Annotated in this window: 15 protein-coding genes and 1 pseudogene; 15 read left to right on the top strand and 1 reads right to left on the bottom strand. The window is 73.0% G+C overall.

Going from position 1 to position 20,192, the window contains the following annotated elements; all coding sequences use genetic code 11:
* Positions 1-355: pseudogene (locus AB0P24_RS21180) on the bottom strand (hypothetical protein); the annotation flags it as partial.
* Positions 356-471: 116 nt separating this feature from the next.
* Here AB0P24_RS21180 and AB0P24_RS21185 point away from each other — a divergent pair.
* The 15 genes from AB0P24_RS21185 (at position 472) to AB0P24_RS21255 (ending at position 20,192) form a co-directional block, all read left to right on the top strand.
* Complete coding sequence (locus AB0P24_RS21185; protein ID WP_365796140.1) at positions 472-1,134, top strand: response regulator transcription factor; 663 nt, start codon at positions 472-474, stop codon at positions 1,132-1,134.
* Positions 1,131-2,609: a HAMP domain-containing sensor histidine kinase gene (locus tag AB0P24_RS21190; protein ID WP_365796142.1), complete on the top strand. Its 1,479-nt coding sequence runs from the start codon at positions 1,131-1,133 to the stop codon at positions 2,607-2,609. The genes AB0P24_RS21185 and AB0P24_RS21190 overlap by 4 nt, the downstream gene beginning before the upstream one ends.
* Before the next feature lie 106 nt (positions 2,610-2,715).
* The gene (locus AB0P24_RS21195; RefSeq protein WP_365796144.1) at positions 2,716-2,952 is read left to right on the top strand and encodes a hypothetical protein; all 237 of its coding nucleotides are present in this window, start codon (positions 2,716-2,718) and stop codon (positions 2,950-2,952) included.
* The gene (locus tag AB0P24_RS21200) at positions 2,949-3,230 is read left to right on the top strand and encodes a hypothetical protein (protein ID WP_365796146.1); all 282 of its coding nucleotides are present in this window, start codon (positions 2,949-2,951) and stop codon (positions 3,228-3,230) included. The genes AB0P24_RS21195 and AB0P24_RS21200 overlap by 4 nt, the downstream gene beginning before the upstream one ends.
* 50 nt (positions 3,231-3,280) lie before the next feature.
* Entirely contained in the window at positions 3,281-3,622 is a 342-nt protein-coding gene (locus AB0P24_RS21205) for a hypothetical protein (protein WP_365796148.1), read from the top strand.
* A gap of 541 nt (positions 3,623-4,163) precedes the next feature.
* Positions 4,164-4,337: an ammosamide/lymphostin RiPP family protein gene (locus tag AB0P24_RS21210; protein WP_365796150.1), complete on the top strand. Its 174-nt coding sequence runs from the start codon at positions 4,164-4,166 to the stop codon at positions 4,335-4,337.
* 145 nt (positions 4,338-4,482) lie between these two features.
* Positions 4,483-6,291, top strand: coding sequence for a hypothetical protein (locus AB0P24_RS21215; RefSeq protein ID WP_365796152.1), 1,809 nt, complete (start codon positions 4,483-4,485; stop codon positions 6,289-6,291).
* Positions 6,291-8,711, top strand: coding sequence for a lantibiotic dehydratase (locus AB0P24_RS21220; RefSeq protein ID WP_365796154.1), 2,421 nt, complete (start codon positions 6,291-6,293; stop codon positions 8,709-8,711). Before AB0P24_RS21215 ends, AB0P24_RS21220 begins: the two co-directional genes overlap by 1 nt.
* Positions 8,708-10,966: a hypothetical protein gene (locus AB0P24_RS21225; RefSeq protein ID WP_365796156.1), complete on the top strand. Its 2,259-nt coding sequence runs from the start codon at positions 8,708-8,710 to the stop codon at positions 10,964-10,966. The genes AB0P24_RS21220 and AB0P24_RS21225 overlap by 4 nt, the downstream gene beginning before the upstream one ends.
* Complete coding sequence (locus AB0P24_RS21230) at positions 10,963-12,345, top strand: hypothetical protein (RefSeq protein ID WP_365796158.1); 1,383 nt, start codon at positions 10,963-10,965, stop codon at positions 12,343-12,345. Before AB0P24_RS21225 ends, AB0P24_RS21230 begins: the two co-directional genes overlap by 4 nt.
* Positions 12,342-14,618 carry a lantibiotic dehydratase gene (locus AB0P24_RS21235; protein WP_365796160.1) on the top strand — a complete coding sequence of 759 codons (2,277 nt, stop codon included), beginning with the start codon at positions 12,342-12,344 and terminating at the stop codon, positions 14,616-14,618. Before AB0P24_RS21230 ends, AB0P24_RS21235 begins: the two co-directional genes overlap by 4 nt.
* Positions 14,615-16,777, top strand: coding sequence for a hypothetical protein (locus tag AB0P24_RS21240; protein WP_365796162.1), 2,163 nt, complete (start codon positions 14,615-14,617; stop codon positions 16,775-16,777). The genes AB0P24_RS21235 and AB0P24_RS21240 overlap by 4 nt, the downstream gene beginning before the upstream one ends.
* A complete protein-coding gene (locus AB0P24_RS21245) occupies positions 16,774-18,036 on the top strand; it encodes a metallopeptidase TldD-related protein (protein WP_365796164.1) in 1,263 nt (420 codons plus the stop codon). The genes AB0P24_RS21240 and AB0P24_RS21245 overlap by 4 nt, the downstream gene beginning before the upstream one ends.
* A 7-nt stretch (positions 18,037-18,043) precedes the next feature.
* Entirely contained in the window at positions 18,044-19,102 is a 1,059-nt protein-coding gene (locus tag AB0P24_RS21250) for a hypothetical protein (protein WP_365796166.1), read from the top strand.
* Complete coding sequence (locus tag AB0P24_RS21255) at positions 19,080-20,192, top strand: FAD-dependent oxidoreductase (RefSeq protein ID WP_365796168.1); 1,113 nt, start codon at positions 19,080-19,082, stop codon at positions 20,190-20,192. The genes AB0P24_RS21250 and AB0P24_RS21255 overlap by 23 nt, the downstream gene beginning before the upstream one ends.

A 20,192-nucleotide genomic window follows, 5' to 3' on the forward strand; every position in this document is an offset into this window, starting at 1 on the left:
CGTCGTCGTGACTGCCCGAGTCGTGACCGGCAGCACCGGCCCCACGGCTGTCGTCACGGTCGTCGGCGTTGCTGCCGTCGTCGTGACTGCCCGAGTCGTGACCGGCAGCACCGGCCCCACGGCTGTCGTCACGGTCGTCGGCGTTGCTGCCGTCGTCGTGACTGCCCGAGCCGTGACCGGCAGCACCGGCGCCACGGCTGTCCTTGCTGGTACCGCTGTCGGTGCCCGGGACTTGGACGCCGGACTGCTTGACCGGGGTTTTGTCGTCCCCGTTGGACAGGGCGACCGCGGTGGCGGTGCCACCGCCGACCAGAGCTGCCGCGGCAATGCCGGCGACGACGATGTTCAGCTTCACAGGGTTCCCTCCCTGGTTGGGTTTGTTGCGACGGGTCCAATGTGCTGCCGGGAACCTGAACTCCACCTGAAGTCACCTGAAGCGTTCTTCAGCTTCGTCCTGCCACTCTTGGCCTTATGCGTTTGTTGATAGTGGAGGACGAGAAGCGACTCGCACTCTCCCTCGCCAGAGGCCTGACCGCGGAGGGCATGGCCGTGGACGTGGTGCACAACGGCCTCGAAGGTCTGTACCGGGCCTCCGAAGGCTCCTACGATCTTGTTGTCCTCGACATCATGCTGCCCGGCATGAACGGCTACCGGGTCTGCGCCGCCCTGCGGGCCGCCGGTAACGAGGTGCCGATTCTCATGCTGACCGCCAAGGACGGCGAGTACGACGAAGCCGAGGGGCTGGACACCGGCGCCGACGACTATCTGACCAAGCCGTTCTCCTATGTCGTGCTGGTGGCCAGGATCAGGGCGCTGCTCCGGCGGCGCGGTCCGGCAGGTGCATCGCCGGTGATATGGGCGGGCGGGCTCAGAGTGGACACCGCCGCTCGCCGGGTCCGGCTCGACAGCAACGAAATTCCCCTGACGGCCAAGGAGTTCAGCGTCCTAGAGCAGCTGGCGGTACGGGTCGGTGAGCTCGTCAGCAAGAGAGAGATCCTGGAGCACGTGTGGGACTTCGCCTACGAGGGTGACCCGAACATCGTCGAGGTGTACATCAGCACCCTGCGACGGAAGCTGGGCGCCGGCCGGATCGTCACCGTGCGGGGCGCGGGGTACCGGTTGGAGAGCAGATGACGAGGCCCTTGCATCCCTTCGGCTCGGTGCGCGCTCGAGCCACCCTCGGCGCGACCTTGGTCGTTGCGGTCGCTCTGATCGCGGCAGGTACCGCGGTGCTGGGCTCGCTGCGGTCGAGCCTGATCGCACAGGCGGATTCCTCGGCGCAGTCCGCCGCCCGCGAGGTCGCCGTCAACCTGGGACTGGGCCATCGGTTCAGCCAACTCGACCTCGGGGACGGCAGCGAGCACCCGATCCAGGTCGTCGACGCGGAGGGTCGGCTGCGAGCGGCCAGCCGGGCACTGCAGAAGATCACGGGAACCGGCGTCACGGCGGTCAAGCCCGACCCTCCGACGACCGCCACCCCCGCACCCGGGCCCGAGAAGGGCACTCAGCCGACGCAGGGAGAAGACGAGCGGGAAGAAGACGAGAACGCGTACGGGCCGACCGCGCCAGGACGCATCAGGGACGGCCACACCTTCGCGACAGGGACGGCGACGGTCCGCGGGCAGACCTCCGGCTACCGCTTCGCCACAGCCCGGGTGGACACGAAGACCTATGGCACCCTCACCATCCACGCCGGCGCCCTCCGCGACGCCGAGCAGAAAGCCGTGTCCACCGCAACGGCCGTGATGCTGGTCGGCCTTCCCGGCCTGCTCCTCGTGGTCGGGGGCGTGACCTGGATGGTCACCCGCCGCGCCCTGCGTCCGGTCGAGTCGATCCGCGCCGAGATGGCGGTCATCACCGCTTCCGAGGACCTGAGTCGCCGGGTGCCCGAGTCCGGCTCGGGCGACGAGGTGGCCCGTCTCGCACGGACAACGAACGAGACGCTGGCCGCGTTGGAAGCCTCCGTGGGTCGTCAGCGGCGGTTCGTCGCCGACGCCTCGCACGAACTGCGCAGTCCGATCGCATCCCTGCGCACCCAACTGGAAGTCGGTGCGGCTCACCCCGAGCTGCTCGACCTCGAAGGCGCGGTGGAGGACACCGTACGACTCCAGCGGCTGGCCACCGATCTGCTGCTGCTGGCCCGGCTGGACGCAAGTGGGCGAAGCACGGCCGGGCGGGTGGAACTGGACTCGCTGGTGGGGGAGGAACTCCGGCAGCGGGCCACGCGCGACACCATCGCGGTCCGCGCCATCGTGGAGGAAGACGTGGAAGTGACGGGATCACGAGGGCAGCTGGCACGGGTCCTGGCCAATCTCATCGACAACGCCCAACGGCACGCCAGCACTCGGATCGACGTCACACTCGCCAAGGAGGCAACGGCTGCCGTGCTGCGGGTCGCCGACGACGGCACCGGCGTACCGGAGACGCAACGTGAGCAGATCTTCGAACGCTTCGTCCGTCTCGACAACGCGCGCAGCCGGGACGACGGCGGCACGGGCCTTGGCCTCGCCATCGCCCGCGATATAGCCGAGCGGCACGGCGGAACACTCATCGTGCGCACGTCCGCGTACGGCGGGGCCCTGTTCGAACTGCGGCTGCCCAGAATCTGAACGGGACCGGGTTCGGCAGAGATCTCAGATTGTGGTTGTGACCTGGGGTTTCGTGGATTCCTTGTAGTGATCGGCCTCGTACTCGACGGGCGGAACGTGGCTCGGGTTGACTGCCGGCACACCGAACGCCTCCACGCTGGGACGACTCCTCGCCCGCCTGGACGGCGACGCTCTGGACGACGCCGTGGGTGCCTGGCTCGCCCGGTACGCAGCCGAACCGGTCGACGAACCCGGCGACACACTGGTCGGCGTGGCCATCGACGCAAGACCGTACGTGGCTCCCGCACCGACGGCGCAGCCCTCCACCTGCCCGCTGCCGCGCTCCACGCCTGCCAGACCGTGATCGCCCAGCGCCAGATCGCCGCGAAGAGCAACGAATTCCCCGCCTTCGGCCCACTGCTGGACCAGATCGACCTGCGCGTCGTCGTCACCGTCGACGCGATGCACACCCAGCGCGCCCACGCCGAACACGCCATCACCGTCGGCAGCCACTACCTCGTGGTGGCCGAGGACAGCCAGAAGAGGCTGCGCAAGCAACTGCGTCGCCTGCTCTGGAAGCAGATCCCGCGCCGGCCCGCACCGCAGGGGCCGGACACGGCCGCCGCGAGGTCCGCCGCCTGAAGGTCTGCACCGTCCGGCCCGGCCTGCTCTTCCCGCACGCCGTCCAGGCCATGGAGACCAAGCGCCGCCGCACCCACCGCACGACCGGCAAGGTCGAGACGGAGACCGTCCACGCGGTCACCAAGCTCCCGCCCGAACAGACCAGCCCGGCACAACTCGCCGAACTCGTCGAGAATCACCGCTCAGTTGAGGCCCTGCACCACGTCAGAGACGTGACGTTCAGCGAGGACTCCCCGCGCGTACGCACCGGCACCGCACCCCGAGCCAAGGCCACCCCGCGCAACCTCGCCATCGGGCTCATCCGCCAAGCAGGCCGGACCAACATCGCCGCCGCCGATCACTACCGATCACGTCCCGAGCACGCGATCGCCATGCTCCGGCTCACAGCCTGAGAACGCATCGCCCCTGAGCCCGCTCACCGGCTCACCGGGCAGTTCACGGTCGGCAGGTGACCGTCCGCTGTTGAGGTCGCCTCACCCGTCGGGACACCAGGCGCTTCCGGGCCCGCCTCCCGGCCGCCCTACCCTTTTCCTTTCACTCTCTTTACATTGCCTTTCCCTTCCTTTCGCTGCCCATGCGATCCCTTTAACCTCCTCACCATTCTCTGCAGTTTTCCTTGCGCCTTCCTGTGGCGGTGATGACAAATGGATCCCGAAACGAGAGAAAGACGCGTTCTCCTGACGCAGGGAAAGACCGCATCCTTGCAGGTCACAGCCCGAGTTCTTAGATGGAAGCCGACCGTCACCCGCGCGATAAGGGGTGAAAGTTCCGCAGGCTCGAAAAGTTTCCCTGAATTCTCGTGAATACTCCGACGGTCCGGTGCGTATCCACCGGCAAGGCGCCCGGGACCGGAGCAAACCGGGGTCGGCCGGAACGGATTCAGGGACCCGGAACACCTTTCCGGTCCCCGCGACCATGGAAGGACAAGACGTCATGGCGGAGCACACGAGCGGCACCGTTGCCGAAGAGCCCGGCGGTCAGGCCCAGGGGTCCGGCGGCGAAGGGTCATTCGAGGAGTTGGATCAGATGGAGTTCCTCGACGACATCGACTTCACGCTGGACGAGGTGGAGAGCAGGATCGCGCCCTTGGCCCTGGCCCACCGATGAGGCGGACGGGCTGAGACGACGCGGGCCCGGCGGAGTGGCGCGGCCGCTCCGCCGGGGACCCGAGAGGCCGCAGCAGCGGCGACGCGCTTGTCACGGGGGTTTCACACACTGTGCAACTCATGTCCACGTGGGGGTGGAACCAGAGATGGGTTCAGGGAACAACACCGGTCTGATCGTGGAGTCCGTCCGGCGGTCCGGCGGACGGACACTGCAGATCGACCTCGCCACCGGGCCGGCGGCGGGCTTCGCGGGTCTGCGCCGCGCCATTCGTACGCTCCGGGACGCGCAGGCGGACTTCGGCACGCTGCCCGTCCGCTACCCGGCCGAATGGGCAGTGCTGTCGGGTGAGCCGGACGCGATGACGGGGCTGGCAGCGATCGCGCTGTCGGCGTCCGAACGCAGGCTGCACCGGGAGTCCGAACAGACCTTCCGGGTACTGGCTCTGGCAGCAGGAGCGCTGTGCCGGGCATCGGAGAGCCTGGACATGGCGCTGTTGCTGCGCGGAGCCGGCCGGACGGATCTGCCGAGCCTGAAAGGACTGGTCCGGGCCGCCGAATACAGCGCGGCCACCGGGCGGGGCCGGCTGTCCGTGGAGCCGGGCGAGGCCCTGGTCACCGAACCCCTCAGAGCGGACGCGGTGGACTGCCGGGAGGAACGCGCCCGCGCCCTGCGACTGCTGGGACTGGACGTCAGCCCGGGCCGGCTGCGCACGGGCGCACCGGTACCGGTCACCGGCCAGGGCAGGGATGCGGAACTGTTCGCCACCGCCCTGGACCCGCAGAGTTCCGGACCGGAGCGCATCGCCGCGGCGCTCGACTACTGCCGGCTGTCCTTCTACACCGGCAACTGGGAGGGCATGGGGGTGGTGGCCAGCGGCTGCCTGGGGGCCGCGGCCGGGCTGACCCGGGACGACGTCGCCCGGCTGGCCGCGCAGGCGTCGGCCGGATCCGGCGAGGACAACCAGGCCATCGAGTTCGAGGCGGCGCTGCTGCGCTACCCGGACGACGTCCGGGCGTTCCTGCTCAAGGTGCTCGGCATCCAGGCGGCCTTCCGCGGCCGGCAGGACGACGCGGTCCGTTTCTTCCGCGGTATGCGGGACACGGACGGCCCGCTCTCCGCCGAGACCCTCGCACAGTCCCATCTGTACGCGGCGCTCACCCTGACGAAGCGCCAGCACAGGGTGTCCGAGGCCGTGGCGGAGCTGGAAGCCGGTTTCGCGGCGGTGGCCGAGGAACCCGGCGAGCCGGTGACCAGGCGGCGCGAGCGAGGCTGGCTGCACAACCTGCGGGGGCTCACCCTGTTCGCGGGGCGGGACCTGGTGGCCGCCCTCGACCACGAGAAGGCTGCACTCGACTGCATCGACGGGCTGACCGACGCGAGTTCGCTGCATCTCCGGGTCAACCTGGTGTCGAACATCAGCGTGCTGCAGGAGAGCGCGGGCAAGCAGCGGCAAGCGCTGGAGACCTGGCAGCGCTTCGCCGACTCGGCCTTCCGCAGCGACGCCAAGTTCGCCAAGCACCACGCCTACCGGTCAGGCGGCCTGCGGATCGCGCTCGGCGACACCGCGGCAGGCGTGGCGGACCTGGACGCGTCGCTGCGTCACGGCGAACGGCTGGCCGACGACTTCCACGCCTGCGAGATCGCCGTGGAACTGGGCACCCTCCTGCTCGCCGACGGTGACCGGAACACCGCCGCGGACTACTACGACGAGGGCGCCGCCGCCGCGGCCCGGCTCGGCGACCCCTACCGGATGGCGTTGGCCGAACTGGGACGCCGGGCGGCGACGGGTCTGCCGCCCACGGCGGGCACAGCAGTCCTCGCGGCCAACAGCCTGACCCGGCCCGACCGGGTGCGGGCACTGGCCCAAGGGTGCCGGGACGGCGCCGATCCACTGACACTGCTTCCCCTGCCGCGGACCAAACTGAACCGTCCGTTCGACCTGGTCGCCGACTGATGGCGGCGGGGAACGAGGCCGACTGGCATCTGGTGCCACGACTGCTGCTGCGCCGCGCCGGATTCGGATTCGACCTGCTCGACGCGCTCACCGACGATGCGGTCGCCGCGCCGGCGGCCGCCTACCGGCGCGCCGAGCGCGACCTGGAGGACATCCGGGCCGAGCTGTTGCGAGAGGCCATCCCGGCGGCTGTGACCGCCTCCCGGGAGCGCTCCGACCGGGCGGTACTGCGCGCCCTGTCCCAGACCCGGGCGGCGGTCGGACGCCGACGGCCGATACCTCCCCGGCCGCTGGCCCGCTGCCCGGAGCAGGCACGGGCACGGGTCTATGCGGCGGCACACGCGGCGGCCCGCGCCGCGGAGACGGAACTGGCACGGGCGGTGGGCCGCGACGCCGCCGACCGGTCACTGAGGCTGCGCAAACTGCTCGACGCACCGGTGCTCGACGCACTGCTCCAGCTGGCGCCCTCCTTCTACGACGGGGTGCTGCGCTGGCTCGCCGCCGAAGCCACCGGCTCGGGGCGGGACCGGTCCATGGAACGCCGCCTCTGCCTGTACCTGCAGCGGCTGGCCGCGAAGAACGAGACCACCAGCTTCTTCGGCCCGCTGGTCCACGGCCGCGTCGATCCCGGAGTGCACGGTGTGCACTTCGCAGCGGAGACCAGGAGCGGAGTGGTCGAGACCCGGCCGTTCCTCGCCTTCTGGGCGGTCTGCGAGCTGGCCCGCCGGATGGCGGCGGACCCGCTCGTGCGCCCCGCGATCCCGGTGACCCGGGTACCGGTCTCGCGGTGTGACGCGGAGCTGCTCACCCTGGGCGACGGGCGACGGGTACGGCTCGACGGTCGGCAGTCCGAGCTGCTCGCCGCCGTCGACGGACGCCGCTCGGCCCGGGAACTCTCCGAGTGCACCGGGCAGTCCCCGCAGAGTGTCGCCCAGACCCTGGCCCGACTGGAACGGCTCGGCGTCGTACGCACCTGGCCGGAACCGGCGTCCACCGCGGTCCAGCCCTTCGAGCAACTGCTGGCGGACGCACACCGGTTCGCCGCCCACACCGACTGGCCCGTGCGGCTGGCCGCGCTGTGGAACGGGGTCCAACGTTTCGCGGAGGCATCCGACCACGAGCGGCGACGGGCCGAACTGGAAGCGGTGGAGACGCACTTCAGTGAGCTGACGGGCGCCCCGGCCCGCCGTGCCGGCGGCCGGATGTACGCCGACCGGCTGATCGTCTACCTGGAGTCGCGCGGCGACCTGGGCCCGGTACGCATGGGAACCGACATGGCGGCCGCCATCGAGGCGGGACTGGCCCCGGTGCTCGACATCGGCGCCCGTCTCGGTGAGCTGCTGCACCAGGCGCACCAGGAACTGGCGGCGTCGGTGCTGCGGGCCGCCGGTACGCGGCGCATGCCCTACGACGAGTTCGTCCTCCGGATCCGGCAGGCGGTCGACGACGGTGCTCTGCGCGAGCGCCTGGCACCGGTCGGGGAGCTGACCGCGGCGCTCACCGCCCTCGTGGCGGGCCGGGTGCGCGACCGTGCCTGCGAGCTGGACCCCGCCGACCTCCAGGGGCTCGGCGTGCCCGGCGCCCGGCCTTTCTTCGCCGGCCCCGACCTGCTGATCCGTCAGGGCGGCGACGGGCCCCGGTTCGTTCTGGGGGAGGTGCATCCGTATGTGTTCGCCTGGGGATCGCAGGGGCTGTTCTGCGACGACCCCGACGGGCTCCAGGCGGACTTCCGCGCCGACCTGTCCCCCTGGGGTGGCGAGGCCTGCCTCGCCACCGTGATGCGCCGCCGGCGGCACAAGGGGCTGGTCACCGAGGCGTTCCCCGGACGCTTCGTGGAGGTGACCGCGATCGCCACCCGGTCGGCGGAACGCAGCGTGGCGATCACCGACCTGGTCGTCGAAACGCTGCAGGACCGGGTCGTCCTACGGGACACCCGCGGTGAACTGGTGCTCTACGCGGGCGAGGACGACCACCCCCATCTGATGCCCTTCGCCCCGCCGGGGACGGCTCGCTTCCCCCTGGTCCGGTTCGGCGACTTCGCCCCGCGGATCACCGTCGGCGAGGTCGTCGCCCAGCGTGCTGCCTGGTGGCTGGAGCCGGAGGAACTCACCGGCAGCGGCGCCCAGGGGCGGTCTTCCGGCGACGCGGGCTCCTTCGGCGCGGCGCAGCGGGCGCGGGTGCGGTTCGGTCTGCCGCGCTGGATCTACGCGCATGTGCCGGGCGAGCCGAAGCCGCTGTGCGTCGATCTCGACTCGCCGCTCGCCGTCGCGGCCCTCGCCTCGGTCGTCTCGGGCGGGAAGCCGGGAGAGCCCGTCACGGTACAGGAGATGCTCCCCGAACCCGGCGCGCTGTGGCTGCGCAGAGGCGGCCGGCCGGTCACCTCCGAACTGCGCCTGGCGATGATCAGGAGGAACTCGTGAACCCCTGGACGCTGTTGCCGACGCTCATCGTCCGGTCCACCGGCTTCCCCTGGGAGCTGGTCGAACGACTGGCGCACCGGCGCACCGCGCCGATCGCCGACCGGCTGCTGGAGCTCACGCGGGCCGCCGAGCAGCTCCGCGGCGAGCTGGGGCCCGGTCCGCGCCTCAGCAGGGGACAGCGGGCCCGGCTGCGAAGCAGCCGCCCCCTGCCGCCGGAGACTCCCGTACCGGCCGACTGGCTGGAGCGCTGGACCGAGGTGACCGGAGAACTGGCCGCCCAGCACGAGCGGTGGGCGAACGCGCTGATGCAGGACGAAGGGGACGTCTCGAGGGCGCTGGGTGCGACGGTGGCGGACCCCCGCTTCCTGGAGGCCGTCGCCTGCTCCGGGCCCGGGGTGTTCCGCGACATCGCCAAGGGACGCCTGACGGCCGCCCGGCTGCGCCGTCAAGTGGCCTCGTACGCGCAACGGCTGGCGACCAAGTGCGAGACGATGAGTTACTTCGGCCCGATCAACTACGCCACGCTGTCTCCCGGTCCGGGACCGGCCGCCAAGTGGTCCTGGGAGGGCCACCGGGTGTGTCCCCGGCGGCGGGCCTATCTCTCGGCCTGGGCCTTCCACCAGATTCAGGCCGCCGTCCTCGCCGATCCCGCGACGGCTGCCGCCCTGGTGCCGCGCCGCAAGACCTTCGCGGGCACGCCGGCCGCCGCGACGGCACCGGGCGCGTTGGTGCGCGGCGCAGACGGAGGGAGCACACTCGAAGAGATCTCCGCCCGTAGCGGACTCGACGCGGCGGAGGCCAAGCAGGCGCTGGACAGCGCGATGCGGCGTGGTCTGCTCACCCACGACCTGGACCCCGCGGCGACCGAGATCGACCCCACGCGCTGGCTGGCCGGGCGACTGCCGGCAGCCGACCGCCGGCTGGCCGCCGTCGTCGCGTCGCTCGACCGCTATCCCGCCGCCGACGCGGCCACCAAGCTGGCGCTCCAGAGCGAACTGGCGCGATTCGGCCTGCCCGAAGGAGCCGGCACCCCTGCGGACGGCGGTCGGCCCCCCGAGCGCGCGAAGTTCTACAACGACCGGCTGCCCGTCACCGAGGCCGCGGTCGGCACCCTCGACCTGTCGATCGGCGGCGAGCTGGCCAGGGATCTGCAGGAGGCCGTGCCCGCCGTCCTGGACCTGCTCGCCCACACGGCCGTGGGCACCCGCCGGCGCACCAACCGCGAGGTCGCGCGGGCGCTCGGGCCCGGAAGCTTCCCGTTCACGCGAGTGCTGCGCGCATGCGCCGGTCTCAAGGTGGCGTACGACCCCTGGCTGACCGATGCGATCGGGCGGGCCGTCGCCTCTGCCGCGCCCGGAACGACCGTCCTCGACCTCGCCGGACTCGTGACAGCACCGCCGCCCGAACTGCCGGTGCTGTGCTCGGTGGACGTCATGGTCGCCGCCGGGACGCTGTCCGGCTACCGGGGCGGGCACACCCCGCTGGTGATCGGTGATGTCCACGACGCGCCCCTGCTCACCCCATGGGCACTGCAATTCCATCCCGGCCGTGCAGCGGCACTGGCCGAGCGGGACCGGCAGATCCTGCGGGTCCTCGACGGCCGCCGGGCGCTGAGCGTGGTGGCCCGCCGCAACACCGGCCTGCCGCCGCTGCGCTTCCCGGGTCCGGTCGTGGAGATCGGCCCGGTCGACGGTTCCGCAGAGCGGATCGAACTGGACCGGCTGTACGTCTCCAGCGACGGCGAACGAGCCCGGCTGCGGGCGGCCGGCCGCCCGGAGAAGGAACTCTTCCTGCACAACGGAGAACTGGACACCGCGGTGCACACCGCGTTCGCACTGCCCCGGATACGTCCTCCGAGACTGCCGGACGCCGACTGTCTGCCCCGGCTGCGGCACGGCAACGTGGTGCTGGCCCGCAGCCGCCGGCAACTGCGGCCCGGACCGCTGACGGATCTGCCCGAACGGCTCGCCGACGTCGACGACTCGCTCGCCCTGCGCCGCCGCCTGCGGGCCGCCGGAGTGCCGTCGAGGTTCTTCGCAAAGGCGTCCCACGAGCGCAAACCGGTGTATGTGGACCTCGACAGTCCGCTCCTGGTGGACGGCCTCCTCCGGCTCGCCGCGGGAGCGGAGACACTGCACGCGAGTGAGGTGCTGCCCGACCGGAACGGGCTGTGGCTGCGGGAGGGCGACCTGCGCTTCGCGGCCGAGCTGCGCTGCGTCTATCTCCGTCCCGGCGTACCGGGAGCGGCCCGATGAGAATCATCGTGGTGCCCCCGCCGGGCGATCCGACCATCACCGTGACGGTGTGCCCCGGCGAGCAGCTGCTCGACCTCAACCGGCTGTTCGCCCGGCGGGTCGCCGAGCCCTCCGTGCTGTACGCGAACGCCGCGGTGCTCGACGCCCCGGGGCGCTCGGAGACAGCGGGGATCTGCCTGCTGGCGCGGGCCGCTGCCGACGCCCTGGCCGCAGCGTCCGACCCGGCCACCCGGCTGCGCGCGCTGAGTGCGGCGATCAGGGTGATCAGCGCCCGCGACCCGGGGCTCACCGCCTCCATCGACGACATCGAGCTGCGCACCGGCAGCACGAGCAGCAGTGCCGACGCGGCGCGGGCGGCCACCCGCTGCACCCTGTTCGACCCGGAACTGTCCGCGGTGCCCACGGGCGCGAAAGTCGAGCTGGTCGTCGACAGCGATCAGCAACTGCCGACCGCACTGCGGCTGCTGCGGCGGCTCGGACCGGGGGCCGCCACCCTCAGCGGCCGGTTCGTGGCCCGCCACCGGGATGCGCTGCGACGTCTTCCCGAGCTCACCGGAGTAGGGCTGGAACAGCGGATCAGGCCGCGGATCGTGCTCCGCCAGTGGTCGTCCCGGGAAGCGGCGCTGTGCTGGTGCGGCGAGGGCGACCGGCCCCCGTCCGCGGGCCGCTGGGCGGGCTGGCTGGACGCCGGGACCGTGACCGCGCTGCAGGTGAGCGAACTGGACCGCTGCGAGGGCCTGGTGGTGACGACCGGCGGCTCGGCGGAGCTGGCCGGCCCGCTGACCGCGCTGGCGGCCCGTTTCCCGGCCGCCGTGGAGATCCTGGTCGGCGTGCCGGGCGGGGACACCTCCTCCGGCGCATGGTGGTCCCGGCCCGGATCACCGGTGCGGGTGGCGGGCTTCCGCCCGTTCCGGCCGCCGCTGCCGCCCGGCGCGCCGATGCCGGGCGGGCACGACCTCGCACGCTGGGCGGCCCCGGCCGGCGAGGCGACCACGGCCGAGGTCCGTCGCCTGCTCGGCATCGGCGTGGTCCGTCACGACATGTTCCCGGGCCGGGTCGCCGGCGCACTGTTCGCCGCCGGGCCGCTGCCGGTCATCGACGGCGAGCACCAGTGGGATCCGGCCGTCCGGCTGGTGCGCAGCGAGCACACGGCTCCGCCCGGCAGCGCACCGGGGCAGTTCCTGGTGAACCTGCGCAGCGGAGCGCTCACTCGGATCCAGCCCGCGCTCGCCGGGCTGCTGGAACAGGTCCGCCGTGGCGGGCCAGCGGCGACGGAGGCCGTCGGCGCGCTGCCCGCCGTCCGCCGGACACGACTGCTGAACGTACTTCGGGCCGCCGGTGCCGTGCGCACCGCGGAGATGGGGGTGTACGCGCCATGAACCGTGACTGGACGGCGGGCGGTGTCTTCGTGCTCCGGCACGCGGGCATGCCCTTCGACCTGCTGGCGACGCTCGCGGCGCCCGACGCCCTGCTGTCCGCTGCCGACGCGCTCCTCGACGAGGAGCAGACGCTGGCCGCGGCGGCCGAGGTGACAGGGATTGCGGCGGAGCGAACACGTGCGGCGGTCAACGCGGCCGATCCCGCACTGCTGCCCGCGCGCGACGACGATGCCTGGCGTGCTGCCGCAGCACGCTGGGGCGACGCCGTACGCACCTACCGCAAGGCATTCGACGAGGCGGACAGCGAGGCGACCGAGGCGCTGCGCGGGGTGATGGCACGGCCCGATGTGCAGGAGGCCGTCTTCCTCTCCAACCCCGAGGTGTACCGCAACATGTTGGTGCCGTTTCTGGACGGCCCGCGGCCGGACAACGCCCGCTGGCGCCGGGTCCGCCGCCAGCTCTACACGTACCTGCAGCGGTTCTGCGCGAAGAACGAGACGGTCAGCTTCTTCGGGCCGATGGCGTACGGCACGACCAGGCCCGGCCACGGTGTCACGCTGCGCACCGACGTGCCGCGCCGCCGCCGGGTGTTCTTCGCCCAGTGGGCCGGCCGGGAGGTGGCCGACGCGGTGGCCCGCGATCCCAGGCTCCGTACTGTGCTGCCGTTCCGCCGTACCGGCGCGCCACCGCCTGCCGGCGCGACGGCCGGAGCCGCGGCGGGGACACCGGCCGGGGCGGACGAACTCCTCGCGGCGGTCGCTTCCTTCGGCACGGAGGGGGCCACGCTGCCCCTTGTGGCCGAGGCCGTGCACGCCGGGCTGCGGGACACCGCGACCCGGTTGCGGCCGCTCGTCGCGGGTGGCCGCCTGGTGTTCGGCATCGCCGCAGCCCCCTACGAACTCGATCCTCTGGGCACGATGCTCGACCGACTGGCGCGACTCCCCGACGGCGAGGCCGTCCGCGAGTGGACCGGGCGGATCGGTCGGCTGCGCGCCCTGCTGACGGAGGTGGAGGCGACGCCGTTCCCCGGCCGGACGGCGGCGGTGGAGCGGCTGGCACATGCCTTCAGCCAGGTCACCGGCACACCGGCACGGCGGGGAGCCGGGGCGGTATACGCGGACCGCGCCGTCTTCTACGAGGAGTGCGCCTCGCCGTTCGCTCTGGAGGTCGGCGAGGAGACGCTGCGTTCCTGGGCGGAGCGGATCGGGCCGGCGCTGGAGCTGTCCGCGGCACACGGCGCCGCGGTCCAGCGGGCCGCCGCGGCGAAGGTGCGCGACGCCCTCGGCGCGGGCCCGCCGCTGGACCTGCTGGAGTACAGCGAACGGTTGCGCGACGTCTTCGACCCCGGAGGCAGCCGCTTCGTCCCGGACCACGTCCCCGTCCATCCCACCGACCGGCAGCGGCAGGTCACCGGGGAACTGCTCGCCGCCGCCGCGCTGCTCCCCGGGGACCGCTACGCGCTGGTGGACCTGTGCCCCGCGGTCTCCGACGTCCGGCAGTTGCCGGACGCACACCTGGTGCTCGGCCGCTGCCACCACCACCTGCTCACCGACGGCTGGCTGGGCACGATGTTCCCCGGCGGGGACGGATTCGGTGCGGACGCCCGACGCTGGGTCGCCGACCGGCCCGGTCTGGTCGGTTTCGACGTCGGCCGACGTAACAAGGGCTACTACCTCTTCCCGGGCCGACGGGTGGTGCTGCGCTCGCCCTCGGCCGCCGACGCGGACGACCCGCACACGGTGTGGCCTCAGCGGATCACGGTGGAGAACACCGCGGTGGGGCCGCGCTGCCGCGACGAGACCGGCCGGGAGGTGTCGGTGTACCTGCCGCTCAGCGACTACGTGAAATACCCGCCGTACGCCGCCATCTCGCCCCCGCAGGTGCTGCACGCCGTGTTCGGCGGGCCCGCGGACACCTCGGAGGTGACCGTGGGAGGTGTCGTCTACCAGCGGCCGCGCTGGACGCTGGACGCGGCCGCGGTGTCGGCCCGAACGCCGTACGCCCGATTCCTCAAGCTGCGCCGACTGGCCCGCACCCGTGTCCCGGGCCGGTTCGTGTTCTGCCGCACCGACCGCGAACGCAAGCCCTACCTGATCGATCTGGAGTCGGTGCTCGCCGCGGACCTCGCCGCCCATGTGGCCAAGGGGAGCACCCTGGTGACGGCGGAACAGATGCGGCCCGGGCCGGAGGAGCTGTGGCTGCGCGACGAGAACGGCCGCCGCTACACCTGCGAACTGCGCATGCAGCTGACCGGACGGGAGCGGACCCGATGAGCGCCCCCGCTTCGACCGGGATCCCGGCCGTCCTGGAGGCCGTGACCGCCCTGCCGGTCGGCCGGCTGCGCCACGCCCTGTACCCACGAGCCCTGCTGCGGGGCACCGGGTTCGCGGTGAGGCCGCTGCTGGAGCTGGGAGGCTGCCAAGGCCCGGCGGACCACGCACGGGCCATGGAGTCGAGCCTTGCGGTGGTCCGTGCCGCCTTCGAAGACCCCCGCCTGCGCGAGGCGGTGGCCCAGACGAATCCCGTCTACTACGACATCTCGTTCGCGCCCGGCCGGGCCCTCGTCACCGACACCGACTGTGCACGGCTGACCAAGCACGGCCGACGCCAGGTGCGCACCGCGCACCGGTACCTGCGCCGCTTCCTCGGCAAGACCGAGACCAACGCCTTCTTCGGCCCGACCCTGGTCACGGCCTGGGACCCGGACCTCGATGTGCCGGTGGAGGTCGGCGAGCCGGCGCCTGAGCGGTGCGTGACCGGCCTGAGCCACTGGGTCGTCCGGGACCTCGCCGCACGTCACCGCGGCTCGCTGCCGGCCGACCGGCGGGCCTGGGCGCGCGACCCGCTGTGGCGACGGCGGGGAGGGGAACTGCACTGCGCGCTGAACGGCCGCCGGATCACGCTGACCGAACAGGCCGACACCGTCTGGCAGCTGCTGCACACCCCGGCCACCCCGGCTGAACTGCTCCGGTGTGTCCCGATGGACGCCGCGCCGCTGCGCGACGCGCTGATCCTGCTCGCCCCCGCGCTGCGCCCCTGGCCCGCGCCGCCCTCCACCCTGATCGACGGGATGGACTGGCTGGCCCGGCAGAGCATCGGCGGCGACGTGCTGCCACGCATCGGGAAGCTGCTGGAGGAGACGGCCGCCCCCTGGCCCGGCCCGCGCGCCGTACGGGCTGGCATCCGTGCCGAGATCACGGCCGCCGGGCTCGCCACCAGCCGTGCGGCCGGCCTTCACTACGCCGACCGGGACGTGGTCAACGAGGACCGGTCCAGCCCGTGGAGCGGGCGAGTGCGGCTGGGCCGCCCCGCGGTGGCGGCGGCACACCGGATGCTCGGCGAGACAGCGCCGCTGATGTGGCTGGACGCGATGCTTCGGCAGGCGGACGCCAGGGAAGCGGTCGTCCGGCACACCGGCGGCACCGCGACCGGCCTCGTGGAGCTGGCCGTCGGCCGTGTCCAGCCGGTCACCACGCGCACGGCGCGTCTGCGCAGACTGCTCTCCGGGCTGATCCCCGTGGATCCGGCACTGGACGAGGTACGTCTGGACCCCGGTCTGCTCGCCGAGCGGCTGCGCCCCCTGTGGGAGGAGGTCGAGACGGTCTCCGGCGACCAGCTCGTCGCCCTGCCCGGATTCGACCTCATGGCGGCGGGCGGCCCGCCCGGCCGGGGCCGCTGGGTGCTGTCCGAGTGCCACGACGACAGCAGCAGCGCCATCGGGGGCATCACCAGCCGCGTCCAGCCGGGCAGGGGCCGGGACTTCGACGACTTCCGTGCGGCGGTGTCCGGCTGGCTCGACACCGAACGCATGGCCACCGTCGTGGGCCGCCGCCGCAGCCGACACGTCACGCCGGAGCTGCCCGGTCTGTCCATCGAGCTGTCCGGCGTCTCCGGCAAACCGCAAGGGCAGGTGGCGCCCGCAGCGGAGGTGGAGGTCAGCGCCGACGGGACCCGCGTGGTGTACGCGGGCCGCGCCCGCCAGCTGTACCCGGGAGACGTGCCCGGTCCCCTGTTCACGGCCCTGTCCCTGCCCTGCCTGGTGCCGGTTCCGTTCGCCGCCGGCCGGCGCCGCACACCCAGGATCGTCCTCGGAGACGTCGTCGTGCAGCGGCGCCGGTGGACTGTGCCCCTGGGCGGCGAAACAGGCCCGTTCCCTCGCCGCGAGGCCGGCTTCCGGGCGGTCACCGCCTGGCGGATCCGGCACGGCCTGCCGGACCGGGTCTATCTGCGCCATCCGCACGAGCCCAAACCGCTGCTGATCGACTTCACCGACCCGTTCGCGGTGGACGACCTGACCCGGCTGCCCCCGGCCCGCGTGACCTGCGCGGAAGTGCTGCCCGAGCTGACCGACACCTGGTGGCGGGCGGGCGGCCCGCAGCCTGCCGAGCTGCGGGTCCCGGTCTTCCTGCGCTGGGAGAGGACCACGACGTGAGACGGACCGAAACGGTGTTCGCCGACAACGGGACCCATACCGTCCGCCACTACCGACCCGGCCGGCCGCCCGTCGGCGAGACGCGCACCTGGCGCGGGATGTGCCTGGAGAGACGCACTCCTCAGTCGTCGGAGCATGTGTTCGCGGACGGCACCGATCTGCTGCTCGACTGGCCGACCGGCATGGCCCGGCCGGGCGCGCCGGTGGTCGGCGCCGTGCGGTCGGTCCTGGCGGAATCCGCAGCCGTGTCGGGGGTGGCGTCCGGGCCGGACCACGCGCTCGACGCGCTGTCCGACCGCTGCGCGGTGACGCTGACCTGGGCACGTCTGCACCAGCGCGTCGCGGTCGGCGGCCTGCGGCGGCTGGTGACCGACGAACGCCGGATGTGCACCGTGGAGATCACCGTCCCCGGCCGGCCTGCCTGCTCCGAAGTGGTGCGCTGGGACGAGACGGACACGGCGGGCGGCCTCCGGGAGGTGGAGGCCGCCACCGACCGGGTCCGCGCCCTGGCCGCACTCCCGCAGACAGACCTGCCGGCGGTGCGCTGCGACCTGGTCCTGGATCCCGGCCGCGCCGGTGCGTTCTTCCACGAACTCGTCGGACACCCGCTGGAAGCCGACATCGTTGCCGGGAACGCCAGCTGTCTCGCCGGCCTGATGGGCGAGCGGGTCGCGCCCACCTGGCTGTCAGTGGCCGACGGGACGGCACCGGAAGGCGACGGTCTGGGGGCCGTGGTGGACGACGAGGGAACGCCGGTCGGCACGGCGGAACTGATCGCGGAAGGCAGGGTGGCCGGTGTCCTCTCGGACCTTTCGACCGCCGCGCTCACCGGGACGACCGGCAACGGGCACGGCCGGCGGCTCGACTACCGGCATCCGGTGGTTCCGCGGATGTGGCACACCGACGCACGGGCCGTGGGAGTGGAGCCGGAGCCGCCCGGCGCTCTCCGTCTCACCCCGCGCGGCATCCGGCTGCGCTGGATGAACCTGCTCACCGGCGACTTCGAGTTCGCTGTGGACACCGCCCTGCTGGACACCGGCGAGGGACCGCCGGTCCGCGTCGGACCCTGTGCGGTGAACGGCAACGCCCTGACCGTCCTGGCCGCGCTGCGCCCGGGACCGTCCGTCAGCCGCAGCTACGGGCGAGCCACCAGGGGCTGCGGCAAGCTCGGCCAGTACCCGCTCGTCACCACCTTCGCCAACAGCGGCATGTGGGTCCCCGCGGAGGCCGTCGATGTGCGCAGCGACCCCGCGGTCTGAGCGGCCGGTGCCGGCGGGCACGGACCCGGTCGACGAACTGCGGACGACGGTCACCGCCGTGGCCTCCCCAGTGGTACGGACGGCGTACGTGCGCCGCTCCACCGACCTCGTCCTGCTCAGCCGGGACGCCGCGCGGGTGACCGGATCGGTCCGGCTGCCGGCGCACCGCGGGGGCGCACCGGTCGAGGAGCGGCAGCAGCAGGTGGCCGAGGCGCTGCGGGCCGTCGTCACCGGGCTGGTCTCCTGTACGTCGTTACGCCCGCAGAGTCTGCTGGTCACGGCCGGAGCGCGGCTGCGCATGCTGGCCCGGCTGGAGAGCGCAGCCGGCCCGCTGCTCGCGGGCGGCAGCGGACCGCGCGCGGCGACGGACCTCCTGGCCGTGGTGGCCGGGCTGGACGCGGCGGTGGAGGCTCCGGCCGAAGCCCCCCGGGGCTGGCGGAGCCGTCCGCTGGTGCTGCGTCCCGCGGTGGCCGCCGTCCTGCTGACCGGCGTACGCCTGGTGCTGGCCGGCACGGCGGCGACCCGGCTGGAGGGCCGCCGCGTGCTTCCGCCGGTCACGCTGACCGACCGGCCGACGGAACACCCCGAGGGAGCCCCCGACGACGCCGGCCAGCCCGCGACGGCGCACACGATCGTGCGTGAGGGCCGTGTCCGCGTGTTCCCCGTGGCCCCGGACACCGGCCTTCCGTCGGGCCGCACACTGTGGCGGCACGAGGAGCGGCGTCCGGTCGCAGCGCCGGTCCACGCGCTGACCCTGACCGGGACCGTCACCGTGGCGGAGCCGGGCGAGGACACCGTCGAGCTGACGGCCTGCGTCGAAGGACTGCGCCGGTACCACCCGGACGGCCGGCTGCAGATGCTCTGTCTGGCCCGGTCCCCGGCCGCGTCCGGAGCGTTCCTGGTCGCCGTGCAGGCCCGGCCGCTGTCCCTGCTGCGGGCCGTCGTCGGCCTCACCGGCGACACGGTGACCACTTATACCGAACACGAAATCGAAACCCCGTCCCTGGTGCTGCCCAGCGCCGACGAACTGACAAGGAAGTGTCATGCCCTCCTCTCCTCTCTATGACGTCGTTCTCGTCGGGGGCGGCCTGGTCGGCGCCTGTCTGGCCGAGGAGCTGGCCACCGGCGGCGCAACGGTGCTCGTGCTCGACGCGGGCGGCGAGCCCGGTCACGCCACCACCCAGGCCGCGGGCGTCGCCGTACCCTCCTTGCGTCACCTCGGCGACGAGGAGTTCCACCGCTGGCTGGTCGACGCCCAGGGCGCGCTGCGGGACGACATCCGCCGCCTCGAACCCGGGCACGGCCCGTTCAGCCTGGCCCGCCCCATGGTGCGGCTGCTGACCGACGACGACGTGCGCGCCCTTCCCGAAGCATCCGGGAACGCGGCACTCGGGCAGGCACTGACCTCCGCGGAACTGGACGCACTCGCCCCGGGCGTGCGCGTTCCCGCCGGCCGTCGGCCGTTCATGGCCGAGGACGGGCTGCTCGTGAACGGAGGCTCCTACCTGCGGGCGGTACGCGCGGCAGCTCTCGCGGCCGGCGCCGGATGGCGTCAGGAGACCACCGTCAGCGCTGTTGAGGAGGAAGTCTCCGGGCTGCGCGTACGGGCCGCCGACGGCTTCGCGGCGCGCGCCGACCGGGTGGTGCTGACCGCGGGCGCGTGGACCGGGCAGCTGGCACCGCTGCCGATAGGCCCGCAGCGCGGCCAGCTCGCCGTCCTGGAAGCGGATGCGGAGCTGGGCTGCATCCTGTCCGGACGGCTGTACATGGCGCCGCTCCCGGACGGCCGGATCGTGGTGGGCGCGACCGAGGAGCAGGCCGGTTTCGCCGACCACTGCACGGCGGGCACGGCCGCCGGACTGCTCGCCTATGCCGTGCGCACCCTCCCGGATCTGTCCGAGGCCGTCGTGTCCGAACTGCGAGCCGGCCTGCGGCCGCTGTCCGGGACCGGCCGGCCACTGGTGGGCCGGGTGCCCGGCCGCTCACGGCTGTACGTCGCCGCGGGTCACGCCGGTCACGGGCTGATCTCCTCCCGGCTCACCGCCCGCGGCCTGGCGGCGGGACTGCTGCGCTGCGACTGGGAGGAGCTGCCCGAACGGTTCTGCCCGAACGCGGAGCTGTCCGCGGGCATGCCGGCCACGGTCGTGGGGAGGTGA

It is taken from the genome of Streptomyces sp. NPDC086519, assembly GCF_040686075.1.
Classification (GTDB): Bacteria; Actinomycetota; Actinomycetes; order Streptomycetales; family Streptomycetaceae; genus Streptomyces; species Streptomyces shenzhenensis.